We start from the raw sequence: 18,416 nt of genomic DNA, 5'->3' as shown, positions 1-18,416 counted from the left end.
CGGTCTCAGTAGACGACGACCTTGTCGCCGTTGCGGACCTGGTCGAACAGCGAGGCGATCTTCGCCTCGTCCCGGACGTTGACGCAGCCGTGCGAGGCGCCGTTGTAGCCACGGGCCGCGAAGTCCGCCGAGTAGTGCACCGCCTGACCGCCGCTGAAGAACATCGCGTACGGCATGGCCGTGTGGTAGATCGACGACACGTGGTGGCGGGACTTCCAGTAGACGGAGAAGGTCCCTTCGCGGGTCGGCGTGTACTGCGAGCCGAACCGCACGTCCATCGACGAGAGCACCCTGCCGTCATTCATCCAGGACAGCGTCCGGCTGTTCTTGCTGATGCAGATCACCCGGCCCGTCAGGCACCGCTTGTCCGGCTTCGCGGCGGGGCGGGTGGTCGGCGGGTTGAGCTCCGCGGCCGTCGGCGTGTGCGTCATGCCGAGCAGCTTCTGCCAGGTGACCGTGTCCGTCTTCCCCGTACGGGACAGCCCGCGCTTGCCCTGGAACGACTGCACGGCGGTGACCGTGACGGAGCCGTAGTAGCCCGTGGGGCTGCGGTCGAAATGGCCGATCTGGCGCAGCCGGGCCTGGAGCTCGCGCACCTGCCTGCCCTGCGAGCCGGTTGCCATCAGCACCTTGGCCTGCGGATCGGCCGACGGCGTGGACTCGGGCGTGGCCTTCGGTGTGGCCTTGGGCTTGGCGCTCGGCTCGGCGCTCGTGGACGGCGTCGCCGATCGCGTCCCGTCCGCGCCGGGCTTGCCGTCGTCGGCCGGTGAACTCGCCGGCGGCGTCGACGGACCGGCCGACGCGCCGCCGGCGGGCTCAGCCCTGCATCCGGCGGTCACCGCGACCAGTGCCAGTACGGCGACGGCGGCGGACGTCGTGCCCGCGCCCCGGCCGCCTCTGTGTGCGTGGCCGCGCCCGGTCCTGCTGCTGCGTATCATCTCGGCCCCCTGAACCTGCGTTATCTCATGGGACGGATTCCCGCTCTGCCCGGTTGCCGAATCCTGCGCATGATGGGAAAGCGGCACCGAGGACCGGAGGATGTCAGGCATCAGGGGCTGTGAGCAAGGTCCCGGCCGGGCTCCCTCCCACGCTTTAGGCCCTGCGGCTACAGTCCGTCGCGAGGCATGTCGGTTACCCATGAGTAGCTTCAGCGGGAGGCACGCAGATGACGCGCGAGTCGGAGTCGGGACTGCCGATCGAGCCGGTGTACGGACCGGACACGCTCGACGGATGGGACCCCGCCGAGAAGCTGGGCGAGCCGGGCGCCTACCCCTTCACACGCGGCGTGTACCCGTCGATGTACACCGGACGCCCGTGGACGATGCGCCAGTACGCCGGCTTCGGTACGGCCACCGAGTCCAACGCCCGGTACAAGCAGCTCATCGCCAACGGCACGACGGGCCTGTCCGTCGCCTTCGACCTGCCCACCCAGATGGGCCACGACTCCGACGCCGGGATCGCGTCCGGCGAGGTCGGCAAGGTCGGGGTGGCGATCGACTCCATCGACGACATGCGCGTGCTGTTCGACGGGATCCCGCTGGACCAGGTCTCCACGTCCATGACGATCAACGCCCCCGCCGCCCTCCTGCTGCTCCTCTACCAGCTCGTCGCGGAGGAGCAGGGCGTCCCGGCGCGGCAGCTCACGGGCACCATCCAGAACGACGTCCTCAAGGAGTACATCGCCCGGGGAACGTACATCTTCCCGCCGGCGCCCTCCCTGCGGCTGACCGCCGACATCTTCAAGTACTGCCGGGCCGAGATCCCGAGGTGGAACACCATCTCCATCTCCGGCTACCACATGGCGGAGGCCGGAGCCTCGCCCGCGCAGGAGATCGCCTTCACGCTCGCGGACGGCATCGAGTACGTCCGTACCGCCGTCGCGGCCGGCATGGACGTCGACGACTTCGCCCCGCGGCTCTCCTTCTTCTTCGTCGCGCGTACGACGATCCTGGAGGAGGTCGCCAAGTTCCGCGCCGCCCGCCGGATCTGGGCGCGGGTGATGAAGGAGGAGTTCGGCGCGGAGAACCCGAAGTCGCTGATGCTGCGCTTCCACACCCAGACCGCGGGCGTCCAGCTCACCGCCCAGCAGCCCGAGGTCAACCTGGTGCGTGTCGCGGTGCAGGGACTGGCCGCCGTCCTGGGCGGCACCCAGTCCCTGCACACCAACTCCTTCGACGAGGCGATCGCCCTGCCCACCGACAAGTCCGCCCGCCTCGCCCTGCGCACCCAGCAGGTCCTGGCGTACGAGACGGACGTGACGGCCACCGTCGACCCGTTCGCCGGCAGTTACGTCGTCGAGAAGATGACGGACGACGTCGAGGCCGCGGCCCTGGAGCTGATGCTCAAGGTCGAGGACATGGGCGGCGCGGTCCACGCGATCGAGCGCGGCTTCCAGAAGAACGAGATCGAGCGCAGCGCCTACCGCGTCGCGCTGGAGACGGACAGCGCCGAGCGGATCGTCGTCGGTGTCAACCGTTTCCGGCTCGACGAGGAGGAGCCGTACGAACCGCTCCGTGTCGACCCGGCGATCGAGGCCCAGCAGGCGGCCCGGCTGGCGAAGCTCCGCGCGGAGCGCGACCAGGGCGCGGTGGACGCGGCGCTGACGGCCCTGCGCAAGGCGGCCGGGGGAACGGACAACGTGCTCCACCCGATGAAGGACGCGCTGCGGGCCCGCGCCACGGTGGGCGAAGTGTGCAACGCGCTCCGGGACGTCTGGGGGGCGTACGTGCCGACGGACGCCTTCTGAGACGAGTGGCGAGGGCGGGGGCGGGGTGGCAACGCGCCTTCGTGAAACGTCAGTTGTGACGTGAGGGCCGCTGTTGCCTGTCACGCGTCCGTGACACGGAATGGATGAGTCCGCTGTACATCGCACCTAGATTCATCCATGCAGCCCGCCCCACCTCACGGCCCCACACTTTGAGGAAGCGGCATGCGACTCTCCCCGCCTTCCGAGCCCGCACGGGCCATTCCTCACGGAGTCGATCATGTCTTTCCGTTCCTCGCACCGCCGTGTCTCCCTTCGCACCGCCGTCGCCGCAGCCGCACTGGGAGGCGCCGTTCTCGCCCCGGCCACCGCGGCCTTCGCCGACACCGTCCCGGCCACTCCGGCCGTCCAGGGGCAGCAGGCCACCGGCAAGGGCACGCTGATCCGGACCGACGCGCTCAAGGGCGGGCTGACCGCCAAGGTGTACAAGCACGGTGACCAGCACATCTACTACACCGCGACAGTGCTCGACGGCGCCAAGGAGCTGGGTGTCCTCACGGCCGGTGGTGGTTACGCCTCCGAGGACAGCAAGGTCTTCGGCAACGGCGTCAAGGTGACGCTGGACCTCACGGGTGCCGTCACCTCCGTCGTCGACGCGGGCAGCGACGGGCAGGGTCCGGTGACCCCCGTCGAGTGCGTCGCCACGGTGACGAAGAGCATCGGCGCCGGCACCCTGGCCGAGCTCAGCACCGGCCCGTCCGGCCCCTCGGTCGTCTTCCAGGGCAGCGACGGCAAGGTCGTCGGCCAGCTCTCCCGGCTGCACCCGAAGCTGCCCGCGAGCGCGGGCTTCCTCGGCGAGATCATCAACCCGAGCAGCACCGCGCCGCAGCTGCGCACCAACATGGAGGGCGGCGGCCACCCGGCGTCCGTCACGGACTTCCCGAAGCTGCCCAAGGGATGCAGCTTCACCTACACCACGACGTCGGGCACCGGCTCCTCGGCCAACGGCTCCTCGGGCACCGGCTCCTCGGCCAACGGCTCCTCGGGCACCGGCTCCTCGGCCAACGGCACCTCGGGCACCGGCTCCTCGGCCAACGGCTCCTCGGCCAACGGCACCGAGACGCAGACCTCGCAGACGTCCGTCGTCCCCAAGGGCAGCGTCGCCGCAGGGGCCGAGATCGAGCAGAACGGCAGTCCGGTGCTGATCGCCGTCGGCGGTGCGGCAGCGGTGGGCGCGGCAGGTCTCGGCTTCGTCCTCATGCGCCGCCGCGCGGCGGTCTCCGGCCGCTGACCCGGCCGTCCACGTCAGGGGAGGGACCGTCGCACCGTGCGACGGTCCCTCCCGGTTCCGCCTGCCGGGAGTCCCCGTATGCACGCCTCACTCGCCCGCCGTCTGCTGACGGGTTCGCTCATCGCCCTCGTCTCCGCCGCCTCGCTGGCGGGCTGCGCCTCGGGCGACGGCGCCCACACCACCCCGCCCGCGCACATCGCGGCCCCGGCCGGCACACCGGATTCGCCCGCGCCGTCCACCTCCGCCGCCCCGCTGCCCGCCTCCGAGCCGGTCCGGGTCCGCATCCCGTCGGCGGACGTGGACACCGGCCCGGTCCTGAAACTCGGCCTGGCGTCCGACGGCACCGTCGAGGTCCCGTCCGTGGCCCAGGCGGACCGGATCGGCTGGTACACCAAGGGCGTCACGCCCGGAGAGACCGGGCCCGCCGTCCTCATAGGTCACTTCGACACCGCCGAGGGCCCCGCCGTCCTGAAGAACGTCGCGAAGATCGCGGCCGGTGACCGGATCACCGTCACCCGGGCGGACGGGTCCGACGCGGTGTTCGCCGTACGGCGCCTCCAGCAGGTTGACAAGGGCGCCTTCCCGACCGACGCGGTCTACGGCGACACCACCGGTCCCGAGCTGCGACTGATCACCTGCGGCGGAGAACTGAGAGGTGGCCACCGGCCGGACAACATCATCGTCTTCGCGGACCTGGTGAGCTGAGACGGAGTGGGCGGGAGCTGTCGCGGGGCCACACGGAGGAGTGATCTCTCGCCGAATGTCCGCGGCGCTGGATAAGCTCGTGAACAGGTGGTCCCCGAAAGGAGGATGCCGTGGCCGTCATACAGCACGAGGAGCAGGTGCACGTGCAGGAACAGCCGGAGCTGATGACGCTCGGCGACGCAGCTGACCAGCTCGCTCGCTCGCTGCCTGGGCATCGCGTGGAGATTCTCCAGGGGAGGCTCACGGTGACGCCACCGGCCGACGTATCGCATGCTCTGGCGCTGTCCTGGCTCAGCGAGGAATTCGGTGCTCGGGCACGCAAGACGGGGCTGAGACTCGTCCAAGGGGTCGGGCTGTGGCTTCCGACAGGGCCGGAGGACTATGCCATCCCTGACCTGTCGGTGGTCGAAGCCGACATCAAGGACGCCTACGTCATGAAGAACTGCTACGCCGCCCACGTCTTCCGGATGGTCGTGGAGGTGACCTCGACCAACTGGGCCGATGACCTCGGGCCCAAGGTCGAGGACTACGCCCAGGCGGGCATTCCGGTCTACGTCGTGGCCGACCGCAAGCACGACCAGGTGCTGCTCTGCAGCGACCCCCGGGGCGGCGAGTACAAGAACAAGGCGCACCACAAGCGCGGGATGTCGTTCCTCGTTCCCGAGGAGGTCGGCGTGGAGATGGAGCTCTCGGTGGACCGGCTGCTCGACGGCGACGAGGTCTGAGGGGGCGCCGCCCCACCCTGTGGAACCCTCCGCCGCCGCAAGCGGCTCTCGGCGGGGGCCACTTCGGCGGCGGGGGTGCTGTTCCTCGGCTTCGCGGCGAAGCTCTCGCTCAACAGCGTCTGAGGTCCGGGCCGAGGCCCAGCCGTGCGGCGTACTCGGCGAGCCCGGCGGTGTCCTCGCCGGCCCAGCCGACGTAGCCGTCCGGCCGGATCAGGAACAGGCCCTTGCCGTACGCCTCGCAGGCATCCGTGCGGTGCACCCGGACGGCCTCCCCGGCGAACTCCGGCAGCTCCGCGTCGGTGCCGACCGCAAGCAGCGTGAAGTGCGGGCCCCGGAAGACGTCGAACAGCCGCCGGTCTCCCGCGGGCCCGTCGGGGGCCCGGTCACCGGCCTCCAGGACGCCCGCACGCCCCGTCGACAGCGGCCCCTCGCGGTAGCCGGTGCCGAGCTGCTGGGCGGCCGCGCCGCGCTCCTGCTCACCGCGGTGGATACGGGTGGACAGACCGAGCACCTCGGCGGCGACCGGGCGGCGCTCCTGCTCGTAGCTGTCGAGCAGCGCCGCGGGCGCCCCGTGCCGCAGGACCTGGCCGAGCTTCCAGCCCAGGTTGTACGCGTCCTGCACGCTGGTGTTGAGCCCCTGGCCGCCCGCGGGGGAGTGGATGTGGGCGGCGTCCCCGGCCAGGAACACCCGCCCGTCGCGGAACCGGTCGGCGAGCGCGGCGCGCGGCCGGAAGTCGGAGGACCAGAGCACCTCGGTGACGTCCTCGGCTGCCAGATGGGTCCGCTCGGCGACGACGGCGCGCACGCCCTCCGGGGTGGTGTCCGGCTCACCGTCCTTGTACTGGGCGACCAGCTGGAAGTCCGGGGTGCCGGGCAGCGGGCACAGCGCGAGGTATCCCGCCTCACCGCTCATCATGTGCCAGTTGAGCCGGTCGAGGGCGTCCCCGGCGATCCGTACGTCGGCCACCAGCATCGGCGCCGGGTCCACCGTCTCCCCGGTCATCGTGATGCCCAGGGCCCGCCGCACGGTCGAGCGGCCCCCGTCCGCCGCGACGAGGCAGGAGGCCCGGACCGGGCCGGTGCTCAGCTGCGCGGTGACCCCGTCGGTGTCCTGGGCGAGCCCGGTCAGCGCGGTCGAGAACACCACGTCGCCGCCCAGTTCACGCAGCCGGGCCAGCAGGATCTCCTGGGTACGCCACTGCGGCATCAGCCACGGCTCCCCGTACGGCTCCGCGTCCGTCGGGGCCGCGACCCGGAACATGTGGTGCTCGCCCATCCGCTCACCGCCTTGCCAGATCATCCCGACCGGCGCGGGGCCCCCGTGCTCGCGGACCGCGTCGCCGACGCCGAGATCGTCGAGGACCTCCCGGGTCCGGGGCTGGATCCCCTTGCCGCGCGAACCGGGGAAGAGCGCGGGCGCCTGCTCGACGAGGAGCGCGGGGACGCCGCGCCGGGCCAGGTCGCAAGCCAGGGCGAGGCCGCACGGGCCCGCTCCGACGATGAGGACGGAGGTCTCCGTCACACACTCCTTAACGCTGTTAAGTTCCATGCGGTGGAGTGTGTGCTTAACGCTGTTAAGTTGTCAAGGAGGGGCTGTTAACTTGGCAGGGTGGGTACGACGAAGATCGACCGGTCCCAGGTGGCCGACGCGGCGCTGCGGCTGCTGAACGAGGTGGGCCTGGACGGACTCAGCCTGCGCGCCATCGCCAGGGAGCTGGACGTCAAGGCACCCGCCCTCTACTGGCACTTCAAGGACAAGCAGGCGCTGCTCGACGAGATGGCCACGGTGATGTACCGCCGGATGCTCGACGAGGGCCTGCCCGGCCCGACGCCGGAGCGGTGGCAGGACCAGCTCGTCGCGTACAACAGGGGGCTGCGCCGGGCCCTGCTGCGCTACCGCGACGGGGCGAAGGTCTACGGAGGGGCGAAGTTCACCGGCACCGACCACGCCGAGGGGCTCGAAGGCCACCTGCGGACCATGGTCGACGCGGGCTTCGAGCTGTGGCAGGCCGTCCGGGCGGGCACCACCGCGTACTCCTACACGATGGGCTTCGTCAGCGAGGAGCAGGGCGTGCGCCCGACGCCGGGCCGGCCACGCGAGGGCTTCGACATCGGCGAACGCGCCGAACGCATGGCCCGCTATCCGCTGGCCGCCGCGGCCGGGGAGGAGATCTTCGCCCACTACGAGGAGCGCTTCGAGGACGGCCTGCTGCTGATCGTCGCGGGCATCGAGGCGCGGTACGGGGTACAGGACGGGGCGTGAGGTGATGCGGCGGCGTCACGCCACGCGCGGATGAGGTCTTGGTGTCCTCACGGCTGCGCGTGTGGCGTCCGGGGCGCCAACCGCCGACCGCCCCGCGTCCGCACCCAGGGGATCAGCACCGTCGCCAGCAGTGCCGCCAGGGCCCCCGCCCCGGCAAGGGTCCCGGCCCGCAGCCCCGGCGGCCGGAACGTGCAGTCCAGGCTCGTCCGGTCGCCGCTCACCGGCACCGCGACCAGGCCGAGGTACGAGTCGGCGGGCCGGCCGTCGCAGCTCCAGCCCGCGATCCGGGGTGCGGCGAGCACGGCCAAACCCTCAGGCTGCGGCGGTAGTTCGGCGTGAACGCCGCTGCTGGTGACGGAGACGCTCGTCGCCCCCGTGTGCTTCAGCCCCGCCACCGCATCCGCCAGGCGCCCCCGGTCCAGGCAGCCGACGGCCTCGTGCGGAACGGTCCCCGCCCGGGCCACCCGCAGCGACACGGCGAGCTTGCCGCCGCCCGTGCCCAGCATGCGCATCCCCGCGCGCCGGCCCGGCAACTCGCCGCGGAAGTCGGCCGGTTCACCAGCGGTCCCCAGCTGCGCCCGGCCGAACAGATCGGGGGCCCACAGATACGCCTCGCTGCCCACGGGACAGCTCGCGCCCAGGGTGTACGTACCCGGCCGCACCCGGTAGTCGTACGCACCCTCGTCCGTGGCGTCGCTGCCGTCCGCGGCGCGCAGCGTGGTCACGGGCACCGTGTACACCGGCGCACCCAGCAGCTTCTCCTGGTTGTGGAACGGCGAACGGCCCATCCGCGCACCGGAGTCGGCGGCCGGCCGCACCGTCACCAGCGGCGGCACGTCCTGCCGGGTGACCGTGACCGGCCGGTCGTCCGGGCGGTTCCAGCCCTGGTGCGGATCGCGGGGCACATGGACCCGGGCGCCGACGGAGAACACCGCGTCGGTCACCGGGTTGTCCAGGCTGTGCAGCGCGCGGCCGTTCGACGTCCAGCCGGCGCCCAGAGCGAGGAAGGTGCGGGTCAGCACATCGGGTGTGTGGCTGCTGTAGTAGGCGCCGCCCTGCCCGCCGACCAGCAGCGGGTCGTTGGCGGTGGACTGCTCCAGACCGGGGTCGGTGCGGTAGCGCGGCCAGCCGTCGGCGCCGGCGACCGCGGCGGCCTGGAGGGTCTGGCGCTCGCCCCAGAGTGCGTAGTCGTCGAGCCGGTTCAGCCGCTGCCGGTCGGCGTACGCGGTCGTCGCGGCGGCCTGACCGGCCTGCGCCCCGACCAGCAGCAGGGCCGCGAGTACGGCGAACCTGCCGGTGCGGGCCAGGACCAGCGCACCGATCACGGCGACCAGTCCCGCCGCGAACAGCGGATACGTCCATCCGGTGATCAGGGTGCTGGACGCGGCTGTGGCGGCGATGAGTGTCAGCACCGCGCCTCCGCCCAGCAGGGCCCGTCTGTCCGGCCAGGCGGTGGCGACCGAGGTCCAGGCGGCGATCACCACGAGCCCGGAGAGCACGAAGGTCTGCCGGTACGGGCTCCCGTTCGGCGTCGCGAAGGCGTGCCACAACAGATGCGTCGGGCCCCACTGCAACGACAGCGCGACCGCGGCCACCAGCCCCGGCCACACGAACCGTTCGGCGCGCGGCACGGCACGGTGGAAGGCCGGCGCACACGCCAGCAGCAGCGCACCGCTCCCGAGGAAGAGCGCCGGACTGAAGAAGCTGTACGTGGCCGGCAGCAGCCGTGCGGCGACATCGGGCCAGGCCGCCGGGGCGAACTCCCGGTTCCAGCCCGGGTAGGCGTGCCGGGTGCCGAGGAACACCGGGATCAGGACCGGCGCGGCGAGGCCGATGCCGATGAGCACCGTCCGTACCGCACGCACCAGGCCCCGGACACGCTCCCGACCCGTGCCGTCCTCCAGCAGCAGTCGTACCACCAGCACCAGGGCCGCCCCGAGCGTGGCCATGTACGCGGTGTAGAAGTTCGACACCCAGGCGAGCGTCACCAGGAGCGTCCCGAGCACCGGCCGCCGCCCCGTGCGCGCCCACTCACCGGCCAGGCAGAGCAGCGGGAAGGCGATCAGCCCGTCCAGCCACATCGGGTTGTACGCGGCCTCGACGACCGACCAGCCGCACAGGGCGTAGGAGGCACCGAGCACGGCCGCCGCCCACTCCCGGCCGCGGCCCCGGCGCAACGCGGTGAGCAGCCAGGTCATGGCCGCCGCCGCCACCCCAGTCTTCACCAGCGTGACCGCGTACACGGCCAGGTCGATCCGGTCCCTCGGGAAGACCCCGACGATCAGGGCGAACGGGCTGCTCAGATACGTACCGAAGTCAGGCAGGAAGCCGCTGCCGAAGCCGGACTGCCAGTTCAGCAGCAGCCCGCCGTCCGCACGCCCGTGGAGCAGGTCCCAGAGCCGGGCGTGGAACGGGACGAACTGATTGCCCAGGTCGTTCACGCTGCGGGTGTGCGGGCCGAAGGGGTAGCTGCGGGCCACCGCGTCCCCGGCGCAGACGGTCAGGGCGGTGAGCAGGGCGGCCAGGGCGGCGCCGCGGGCGCGCGGCGATCGGAGTATCGGCAGGGGCTTCGCCGTCGACGGAGTTCTCATGATGAGTCGAATATGTCATCGGACATCATGAAACGCGGGCGTGGACGGCCGGTTCATCCAATGGACGGCCGGGCTTCACGCAGCCGTTCCCGGCCGACCCGCCCGGACCGACGGATCAGCCCGCGGCCGGCCGGCTCAGCCCGCCGCCGCGCGCTTCAGCGTCCTGGCCTTGCGGGCGAGGCGGCGGACCGTCGCGTTGCGCGGGATGAACGCGAGCTGTGCGGGGAGGGCTCCGGGCAGCCCCAGCGCGGTCAGCCGGCGCCGTTTGAAGTACCGCCAGGTCGTGTCGCGGTGGCGGCCGAGGTAGCGCTCGGCGTCAGGGCGCAGGGCGGCCTGGAGCTGCGGCTGCATGGCGTAGCCGACCGCGGCGAGGAGAGCGGTCGGCTCGCCCCGTACCTCGTCGGCGCTCGGCAGCGACCAGCCGGTGACGGCGGACGGGTCCTCCAGATCGGGCAGCAGGGCGTCGACGATCGTCAGCGGGACGCGGTTGCTGTTCTGGTACGGGGCGAGCCGCTGTAGCAGCGGGCCGGTGCCGACGCGGGCGACCGGGAGCCCGTAGAACGAGGCGGCGGTGAGCAGCGCGGTGGAGAAGCAGCCGACGACCAGGGCGGGACGCATGGTCTCGAACAGTGTCTCGGCGAGGACCGGGCTGTCGAGCACGGTGAGCTCCGCGCCGAGCCGTTCCGCCTCCTGCTCCAGCGCGCGGGTCCAGTGGGCCGGTGCGCTCGGGTGCGGCTTGAAGACGACCCGGGTGTGACCGAGGGCGACGGCCCCCCGCAGCATCCGGGCGTGCAGCTCCTCCTCCTGCTGGGCCGTGAGAATGCCCAGCGTGGAAAGGTACTGCCCGAGCAGCAGCGCCGAGCCGGATCCGCCGTGCACCTCGGGGAGTCGCGCCGCCGCGCCGGCCAGCTCCCCCAGCACCTTCAGGAAGGCGTCGGTCGGCACGATCTCCGACTCCACGCCGAACTCGGTGAGCAGCAGCGGCCGCAGACCTGGCACCAGATCGAGGTGGAGGAGCCGGCGGATGCGGGTGCCGACCAGCTGGTCGAGCCTGCTGCGGGTCGGACCGTAACTCATCAGCCCGTCCGCGTAGATGTGCACCGGGCTGTCGCCGAAGATCACGGCGAGGGCCTGGGCGGGGTTGGCCTGGATGGACTCGCAGGCGAGCTCGACCGGTTCGTCACCGAGGTCCCAGGCCTGTCGCACGGCCCGCTCCCACAGGGAGGCGTCCTGGTCCCTGGGCGACCAGCCCGCGGGGTGGAAGGGCCGGATGAAGTCGTTCCAGGAGTGCACCGCGTCGAACTCGGCCGCCAGCGCGTCGAATCCGGGCCGGAGGTGGAGTGGTGTGCCGAGCTCGGGGGAGGGGGAGGTGTCGCTCACGACGAGGACGCGCCGGTGTTCGTCCCGCGGGCCGAACTGGCCGGAGCGCAGGGCGGCGACGAGCGTGGCGGCGGCGTACTGCGTGCACGCGGAGAAGAGCTGAGTGGTGGACCGGCCGGCCGGCGCGGTGTACGTGCCGGGCATCAGGCCGCGACCTCCCGGGAGACGGAGCGGCGGCGGACCCGTCGCAACTGGTCCGCGCGGCGGTCGCCCAGCGAATTCAGGGTATCGGCGAGAACTTCCTGAGGCATGCGCCGCAGGGAAGCCGCGCTCATGGAGCGCAATTTCCGTGCCACTGCGGGTTCGAACCTTTCGATGGATTCCAAATGGTGCGCCATGACCGCGCAATAGGTGCGTACGGCCTTCGGCAGAAGCCGGTCCGCCTCGGGGTCCCGGGACGTCTCCTCCAGGACCTGGTCGAAGGCCCGGATGAAGTCGAGTTGGCGCACATCGCCGATCTGGGTGAGCGAGGACGCGACCCCGCGCCGGTAGAAGACCCCAGGCAGGCCGACGACCGCGAACGATTCGGCCTCCCGGTGCAGACGCCAGATCCAGGGCCGGTCCTCCGCGGTGCGCAGCCCGTCCCGGAACCGGAGGAGCCCGGAGTCCGCGAGCCGCCGGTGATAGGCGCCGGCCCAGGCGTACGCGTAGTCCACCGGTGTCGACCGGTCGGAGGGCGTGATCACGTCGCGCGGGCGCAGCACGGTGTTCCGCAGGCCGTGCGGGACCCGGTGCACGGTGCGCGCCCGGTCCGTGAACTGCACGTGGTCCGTACGGACGAAGTCGCACCCCAGCCCCGTGATGGAGGCCAGCAGCCGCTCGTAGTGACCGGGAACGACCCAGTCGTCGCCGTCGAGGAAGGTGAGGTACTCGCCGCGCGCCGCGTCGATACCCGTATTGCGCGCGGTGGCCAGGCCCCCGTTCCTCTCGTGCGCGACCAGGACGGCACCCGGGATCTCGCGCTCGGCGCGCCGGAGGATCTCCAGGGTCCCGTCGGTCGAACAGTCGTCGACGAAGATGAATTCGAAATCGTCACGGGCATTGGCCCGCAGACTTCGCAAGGTATCGGGGGCGTAGGCCCGTACGTTGTAGAACGGCACGATGACGGAGAGCTTAACCACGCGTCACACGCTAGGCGGAGGTCCGTCATTTGCCCTGGCCCTGACAGGAACGCCAGGTGAACGACGAAAGTCGACCTGATGAACCAGGCCGAATCCCCGCCGGAAACAGAGCATTTGCCGGGGCGATTAGCCAAGCGTCGTCGGGCTGTTAACCCGCTGTTGCCGTCACGTTGGGCCGCGAATCGGAATGCCTTCCTAAGTTCTGGGACGTGCCCCCACGTAACCAAAGGACGACCGCCCTCCGGGCAGCCGTGCTCGCCGACTCCGACACCCGCTGGAAGTGGGGCGCGCTCACCGCGCGCCGGCTGACCACGGGTGACACGAGCGCGCCCACGCCCCGCGCGGAGATCAGCGGACTGCTGCTGCGCGGCCGGGCGACCCCGACACCCCGCCAGCTCGCCGAGGTCGGCGACGTCGGCATCGACACCGACCGGGTGCGCGAGGTGACGGCTCTCGAATTTCTCGACACCGTGCGCGACGAGGGGTACGACCTCGTGGTCCTCGCCCTCGTCGGCGGCGCCGTCCAGGCCATGCTGCACGGCCTCGCCGCCCTGCGTCTGCCTGCCAGGCCCGTCGTCGTCACCGGCTACGTCGGCGTCGTCTACGAGAAGCTCGCCGACGGACTGCTGCTGCGGCACGGCGCCGACGTGATCCTCGCCAACTCCCGCCATGACGCGGAGCGTTTCCGCGCGGTGTACGAGGGAGTGGGCGCCGGCGCCTCGGCCGTCACGGAGGCCGCCCTGCCGTTCCTCGGCGGTACCCCGCACCGCCCCGAACCGGGCCGCGACACCGTCGTGTTCGCCGCACAGCCCTCCGTGCCCGCCTCCCGCGCCGACCGTACGTACCTGCTGCGCAGGCTCATCGAGCACGCCAGGCTCCACCCGCGGCGCGAGGTGCTCCTCAAGCTGCGCTCCAAGCCCGGCGAGCACACGACGCACATCGAGGAACTCCCGTACCAGCGCCTGGCCGAGAAGCTGCCCGGCGCGCTCCCGCCCAACTTCCGCCTCGTGTACGGGCACATGGGGGAGGTCCTGGACCGCACCGACCTGCTGGTCACCGTCTCCTCGACCGCCGCCCTGGAGTCCCTGCACCGGCGCATCCCCACCGCCGTCCTCACCGACCTCGGGGTGCGCGAGACCCTCGGCAACCACCACTTCATCGGCTCCGGCCTGCTCACCTCCTGGGACCACCTGGACGGCGGCGCCCATCCGCACCCCGACCCCGAGTGGCTGGCCGGCCAGGGCGTCGCCGCCGACGGCACGTACGCCACGGCCTACGACACCGCCCGGGCCCGGGTCACGGCCCTGCTGGCGCAGGACCGGCTGCCGGAACTCGCCCCGTACTACACACCCGCCACCGCCCCCGGCTACCTCCCCGGCGTCCTCGCCCGCCACCACCTGGCCCTCGACGGCCGCCCGCTCCCGGGAGCCGCCGCGCCCCGGGAGACCGGCCGGGTCAGGGGAGCGGTCCGCGAGGCGGTCCGGGACGCGGCCCGGGGCGCGTACCGCCAGGGCGTCCAGCGGGTCGCCCCGGTCATCCGACGGATGGGCGAGCTGTGAAGCATCCGACGGATGGGCGAGCTGTGAACACCACCCCTACGACACCCACTGGAGCAGCGATGACGCCGCAGCCCACCGTGCTCGCCGTGATCCCCGCCCGCGGCGGATCCAAGGGCGTACCCGCCAAGAACCTCGCCCAGGTCGGCGGAGTACCGCTGGTCGTCCGCGCGGTCCGCGCCTGCCTGACGTCGACCGAGGTGACGGACGTCGTCGTGACGACCGACGCACCGGCGGTCGCGGAGGCGGCACGCGCCGCCGGTGAAGCGCTCGGCGCGTCGGCGCGGCTGCACTGCGTGCAGCGCCCCGAAGCCATCGCGGGCGACACCGCCACCAGCGAGGCGGCCGTGCTGCACGCGATGGACCGCTACGAGGACGAGCACGGCCGGTCCGTGGACGTCGTCCTGCTCGTCCAGTGCACCAGCCCCTTCCTCGCCCGCGAGGACATCGACGGCGTCGCCGCCGCGGTCGCCCGGGAAGGCGCCGACACGGCCGTCACCGTCGCCCCCTTCCACGGCTTCCTGTGGCGCGACGGCAGCGCGGTCGAGGACCACAACTACGGCGTCAACCACGACAAGGCCGTCCGCCCCCGCCGCCAGGACCGCCCCGAGGACCTCCTGGAGACGGGCGCCGCCTACGCGATGGACGCGACGGGATTCCGCACCCACCGCCACCGCTTCTTCGGCCACACCGCGCTGGTGCGCACCGACCCGGCCCGCGTCCTGGAGATCGACGACCCGCACGACCTCGCCCGCGCCCGCGCCCTGGCCCCGCTCCTGGACCCGGCCCCGCTGCCCACCCGCGAGGACATCGACGCGGTCGTCCTCGACTTCGACGGCACCCAGACCGACGACCGGGTGCTCATCGACTCCGACGGCCGCGAGACCGTCGCCGTCCACCGCGGCGACGGCCTCGGCATCGCCGCCTTGCGCAAGGCGGGCGTCCCCCTCCTGATCCTGTCCACGGAACAGAACCCGGTCGTCGCCGCCCGCGCCCACAAACTCCGCGTCCCCGTCCTGCACGGCATCGACCGCAAGGACCTCGCGCTCAAGCAGTGGTGCGACGAGCAGTCCGTCGCCCCCGAACGCGTCCTGTACGTCGGCAACGACGTCAACGACCTCCCCTGCTTCGCACTCGCCGGATGGCCCGTGGCCGTCGCGAGCGCACACGACTCGGTACGCGCCGCGGCGCGCGCCGTGACCACCACCCCCGGCGGCTTCGGCGCCATCCGCGAGATCGCGGCCTGGCTCCTGGGCCCCACCCTCAGCGACACCACCACCGACTCCACCACCAAGTAAGTAAGGAACACCCCCATGAGCACCTCCCGCCTGCGCACCTTCGGCACCCGCACCGCCGGCCCCGGCCAGCCCGTCTACATCACCGGCGAGATCGGCATCAACCACAACGGCGACCTCGACAACGCGATCGCGCTGATCGACGCCGCCGCCGAAGCCGGCTGCGACGCCGTCAAGTTCCAGAAGCGCACCCCGGAGATCTGCACCCCGCGCGACCAGTGGGACATCGAGCGCGACACCCCCTGGGGCCGGATGACGTACATCGACTACCGCCACCGCGTCGAGTTCGGCGAGACCGAGTACCGGGCCATCTCCGAGCACTGCGCCGAGCGCGGCATCGACTGGTTCGCCTCCCCGTGGGACACCGAGGCCGTCGCCTTCCTGGAGAAGTTCGACGTCCCCGCCCACAAGGTCGCCTCCGCGTCCCTCACCGACGACGAGCTCCTGCGCTCCCTGCGCGCCACCGGCCGCACGGTGATCCTCTCCACCGGCATGTCGACCCCGCGCCAGATCCGGCACGCCGTCGAGGTCCTCGGCTCGGACAACATCCTGCTCTGCCACGCCACGTCGACGTACCCGGCCAAGGCCGAGGAGCTGAACCTCCGCGTCATCAACACCCTCCAGCAGGAGTACCCCAACGTCCCGATCGGCTACAGCGGCCACGAGACCGGCCTGCAGACCACGCTGGCCGCCGTCGCGCTCGGCGCCGCGTTCGTCGAGCGCCACATCACCCTCGACCGCGCCATGTGGGGCTCCGACCAGGCCGCGTCCGTCGAGCCCCAGGGCCTGACCCGCCTGGTCCGCGACATCCGCACCATCGAGGCGTCCCTCGGTGACGGCGTCAAGAAGGTGTACGAGTCGGAGCTCGGCCCGATGAAGAAGCTCCGCCGGGTCCCGGGCGTCGTGGCAGAGAGCGGCGAGACGGCCCTGGCCGCCGAGCCGGTCGCGGTCTGACGGGCAGACCGGTGAACCTCGCCTTCGTCGAGAGCCCGGTCCAGCTCCTGAACGTCCTGGAGTGGGCCTACACCGAGGGGGGCGGCGGCCGTGTCGTCGCGGACGTCACCGTCGTCGTCCTCCCTCCAGTCGACCCGATGTCGCGCGGTCAGCTGCGCCGGATGGCGGAGCTGGCCCGCGACGAGGGCATCACCGTGCGCTGGCAGGAGGCGCGCGGCGACTCGGGGACGCCCCTGAAGTCGCTGCGCGCCCTGACCCGGCTGGTACGCAACGCCGACCACATCGTCATCGGGGACCCGTTCTCCCGCTACGTACAGCTCCTGCTCTCCCTGGTCCGCCCCCGCCGGCTCACCGTGGTCGACGACGGGACCGCCACCATGGAGTTCGTCGCCCTGATGACCCGCGGCGAGCGCCTGGTGCGCTGGCACCGCCGCGGCGGCTCCGGCCCCCGGGACCTCGCCCTCGCCCCGGTCTCGGCCACGGCCCGCCGCCGCTTCACCCCGTCCGCGGCGCGCGAGGTCGAGCTCTTCACCGCCATGCCGGTGATCCCGCCGCCCGGCATCACCCTCATCCCCAACACCTTCTCCTGGACCCGCTCCCGCTTCGGCCCGCCGCTGCTCACCAAGGGCGCGGACCTGGTCGGCACGTCACTGGTCGAGACGGGCGTGGTCGACCGCGGTCAGTACCTGGAGGCGGTCGCGGCCCTGGCCCGTACCCACGGCGCCACCCGCTACTTCGCCCACCGCCGCGAGTCCACCGAGAAGCTCCACGCCCTGGAGGCCGCCACCGGCCTGGAGATCGTCCGCCCCGACCTCCCCCTGGAACTCATCGCCCGCCGCGGCCCCATCGGCCGCACGGTCCTGAGCTTCCCCTCCACGGTGGTCCACACCCTCCCCCTGGCCCTGGTCGGCACCGAGGTGAAGGTCGCCGTCTGCGACATCGCCCCGGAATGGCTCCGCGAGACGGCGTCGCCGAGAGCCCAGGGCTTCCTCGCGGGCGTGACGGAGACGGCCCGCGACGTCCAGCGGCTGGCGCCGTGGCGGGCTACGGCGGTGACAACGGAGGCGTGATCCCGAAGGGGCCGGCCGCATCCTCCGGCCGTCCGTCGAAGTCATCGGCAATGTGGATCCGCCCCCGGAGCGAACCGCGCCCGGTCCGCTTCACCGGGGCCGACAGCGGCACCAACGTGGGCCTCAGCCCCGGCGGCAGTTCGGACTGCCGCCCGAACACCAGGACGTCGCCCGGGTCGATGCAGTCGTTGTTCAGGGTCGCGATGATCCCTGCTGACAGAAGAATCCTGATCAATGCGTCCTGCATGTGCAGAGTGACCGATCCGAGACGGCGGACGTCCGGTGAATGAGGGTCTCCAGCAGCGACCGCCGCCATTGCGGCCTCGACCAGCCTGTCGTCACCATGCCAGCTCGCGGACACGGCCGCCGAAGCCAGGTCCGCGTCGCGATGGACGTGGACCACCGCACCGGGCCGTGATGCGGAGACGTGGTCGGAGCGGAAAGCGGGCAGTCCGGCGAGCTGAAGCGCCTGGACGACTTCGTCGGCCAACTCGGCGCGTACCGCGATCACCTCGTCGGAGGCGTGGTCGAATCCGTACTCGTCCTTCATTGTTGCGCTTCCTCGCATCCGATCGGCGCCCGTATGCGGCGGAGCGGTCGGCGAGTGTACCCACCCCGCGCTTACCCCACACGCCGCGACCCAGTCATTTATTCGTCTATGTGGCTGAACTTTTCTTGTTTCATGGTCACTTGAAGGGGGAACGGACTTACCCTTCATCAGTGAACCACTCGACGCCCCCCGAGACGCCCCGCGATGGTGA

General features: G+C 71.9%; 15 protein-coding genes. 9 read left to right on the top strand and 6 right to left on the bottom strand.

Annotated features, from left to right (window positions below; genetic code table 11):
• Positions 1 to 5: 5 nt before the first annotated feature.
• Complete coding sequence (locus ABTX18_RS15575; RefSeq protein WP_352123257.1) at positions 6 to 938, bottom strand: L,D-transpeptidase family protein; 933 nt, start codon at positions 936 to 938, stop codon at positions 6 to 8.
• A gap of 227 nt (positions 939 to 1,165) precedes the next feature.
• Here ABTX18_RS15575 and ABTX18_RS15570 point away from each other — a divergent pair, with 227 nt between their 5' ends.
• From ABTX18_RS15570 to ABTX18_RS15555, 4 genes are all read left to right on the top strand, one after another.
• Positions 1,166 to 2,746, top strand: coding sequence for an acyl-CoA mutase large subunit family protein (locus ABTX18_RS15570; RefSeq protein WP_352123256.1), 1,581 nt, complete (start codon positions 1,166 to 1,168; stop codon positions 2,744 to 2,746).
• 238 nt (positions 2,747 to 2,984) lie between these two features.
• On the top strand, positions 2,985 to 3,995 hold the full coding sequence (locus tag ABTX18_RS15565) for a hypothetical protein (RefSeq protein ID WP_352123255.1): 1,011 nt from the start codon (positions 2,985 to 2,987) through the stop codon (positions 3,993 to 3,995).
• 78 nt (positions 3,996 to 4,073) lie between these two features.
• Positions 4,074 to 4,700, top strand: a complete 627-nt coding sequence (locus ABTX18_RS15560) for a class F sortase (RefSeq protein ID WP_352123254.1) — start codon at positions 4,074 to 4,076, stop codon at positions 4,698 to 4,700.
• 110 nt (positions 4,701 to 4,810) lie between these two features.
• Positions 4,811 to 5,425 (top strand): Uma2 family endonuclease, encoded by a 615-nt coding sequence (locus ABTX18_RS15555; RefSeq protein WP_352123253.1) that lies wholly within the window; start codon positions 4,811 to 4,813, stop codon positions 5,423 to 5,425.
• Positions 5,426 to 5,534: 109 nt separating this feature from the next.
• Here ABTX18_RS15555 and ABTX18_RS15550 read toward each other — a convergent pair whose 3' ends face one another.
• Positions 5,535 to 6,974 (bottom strand): FAD-dependent monooxygenase, encoded by a 1,440-nt coding sequence (locus ABTX18_RS15550; RefSeq protein WP_352123252.1) that lies wholly within the window; start codon positions 6,972 to 6,974, stop codon positions 5,535 to 5,537.
• Between the two features lie 60 nt (positions 6,975 to 7,034).
• Between ABTX18_RS15550 and ABTX18_RS15545 the strand changes: the two genes are divergently transcribed.
• Positions 7,035 to 7,688 carry a TetR/AcrR family transcriptional regulator C-terminal domain-containing protein gene (locus ABTX18_RS15545; protein ID WP_352123251.1) on the top strand — a complete coding sequence of 218 codons (654 nt, stop codon included), beginning with the start codon at positions 7,035 to 7,037 and terminating at the stop codon, positions 7,686 to 7,688.
• A gap of 47 nt (positions 7,689 to 7,735) precedes the next feature.
• Here the strand turns inward: ABTX18_RS15545 and ABTX18_RS15540 are convergent, their stop codons facing one another.
• The 3 genes from ABTX18_RS15540 to ABTX18_RS15530 all read right to left on the bottom strand — a co-directional run bounded on the left by ABTX18_RS15540 (position 7,736) and on the right by ABTX18_RS15530 (position 12,780).
• Positions 7,736 to 10,279 (bottom strand): YfhO family protein, encoded by a 2,544-nt coding sequence (locus tag ABTX18_RS15540; protein WP_352123250.1) that lies wholly within the window; start codon positions 10,277 to 10,279, stop codon positions 7,736 to 7,738.
• Positions 10,280 to 10,414: 135 nt separating this feature from the next.
• Entirely contained in the window at positions 10,415 to 11,803 is a 1,389-nt protein-coding gene (locus tag ABTX18_RS15535; RefSeq protein ID WP_352123249.1) for a polysialyltransferase family glycosyltransferase, read from the bottom strand.
• Complete coding sequence (locus ABTX18_RS15530; RefSeq protein WP_352123248.1) at positions 11,803 to 12,780, bottom strand: glycosyltransferase family 2 protein; 978 nt, start codon at positions 12,778 to 12,780, stop codon at positions 11,803 to 11,805. The genes ABTX18_RS15535 and ABTX18_RS15530 overlap by 1 nt, the downstream gene beginning before the upstream one ends.
• A 209-nt stretch (positions 12,781 to 12,989) precedes the next feature.
• Between ABTX18_RS15530 and ABTX18_RS15525 the strand changes: the two genes are divergently transcribed.
• Genes ABTX18_RS15525 through ABTX18_RS15510 form a run of 4 tightly spaced genes read left to right on the top strand, consistent with a single transcriptional unit; the run spans position 12,990 to position 17,655 of the window.
• Positions 12,990 to 14,339, top strand: coding sequence for a DUF6716 putative glycosyltransferase (locus ABTX18_RS15525; protein ID WP_352123247.1), 1,350 nt, complete (start codon positions 12,990 to 12,992; stop codon positions 14,337 to 14,339).
• Between the two features lie 59 nt (positions 14,340 to 14,398).
• Entirely contained in the window at positions 14,399 to 15,634 is a 1,236-nt protein-coding gene (locus ABTX18_RS15520; RefSeq protein ID WP_352123246.1) for a cytidylyltransferase domain-containing protein, read from the top strand.
• 15 nt (positions 15,635 to 15,649) lie between these two features.
• Complete coding sequence (locus ABTX18_RS15515) at positions 15,650 to 16,585, top strand: N-acetylneuraminate synthase family protein (protein ID WP_352123245.1); 936 nt, start codon at positions 15,650 to 15,652, stop codon at positions 16,583 to 16,585.
• Positions 16,586 to 16,596: 11 nt separating this feature from the next.
• Complete coding sequence (locus tag ABTX18_RS15510; RefSeq protein WP_352123244.1) at positions 16,597 to 17,655, top strand: hypothetical protein; 1,059 nt, start codon at positions 16,597 to 16,599, stop codon at positions 17,653 to 17,655.
• Here the strand turns inward: ABTX18_RS15510 and ABTX18_RS15505 are convergent.
• The gene (locus ABTX18_RS15505) at positions 17,630 to 18,205 is read right to left on the bottom strand and encodes a hypothetical protein (RefSeq protein ID WP_352123243.1); all 576 of its coding nucleotides are present in this window, start codon (positions 18,203 to 18,205) and stop codon (positions 17,630 to 17,632) included. The genes ABTX18_RS15510 and ABTX18_RS15505 overlap by 26 nt on opposite strands.
• Positions 18,206 to 18,416: the final 211 nt, after the last annotated feature.

It is taken from the genome of Streptomyces sp. NPDC096323 (assembly GCF_040302845.1).
Lineage (GTDB): Bacteria > Actinomycetota > Actinomycetes > Streptomycetales > Streptomycetaceae > Streptomyces.
Note: the sequence above shows the minus strand (reverse complement) of the source record. Positions and strands in the feature narration are given on the sequence as shown.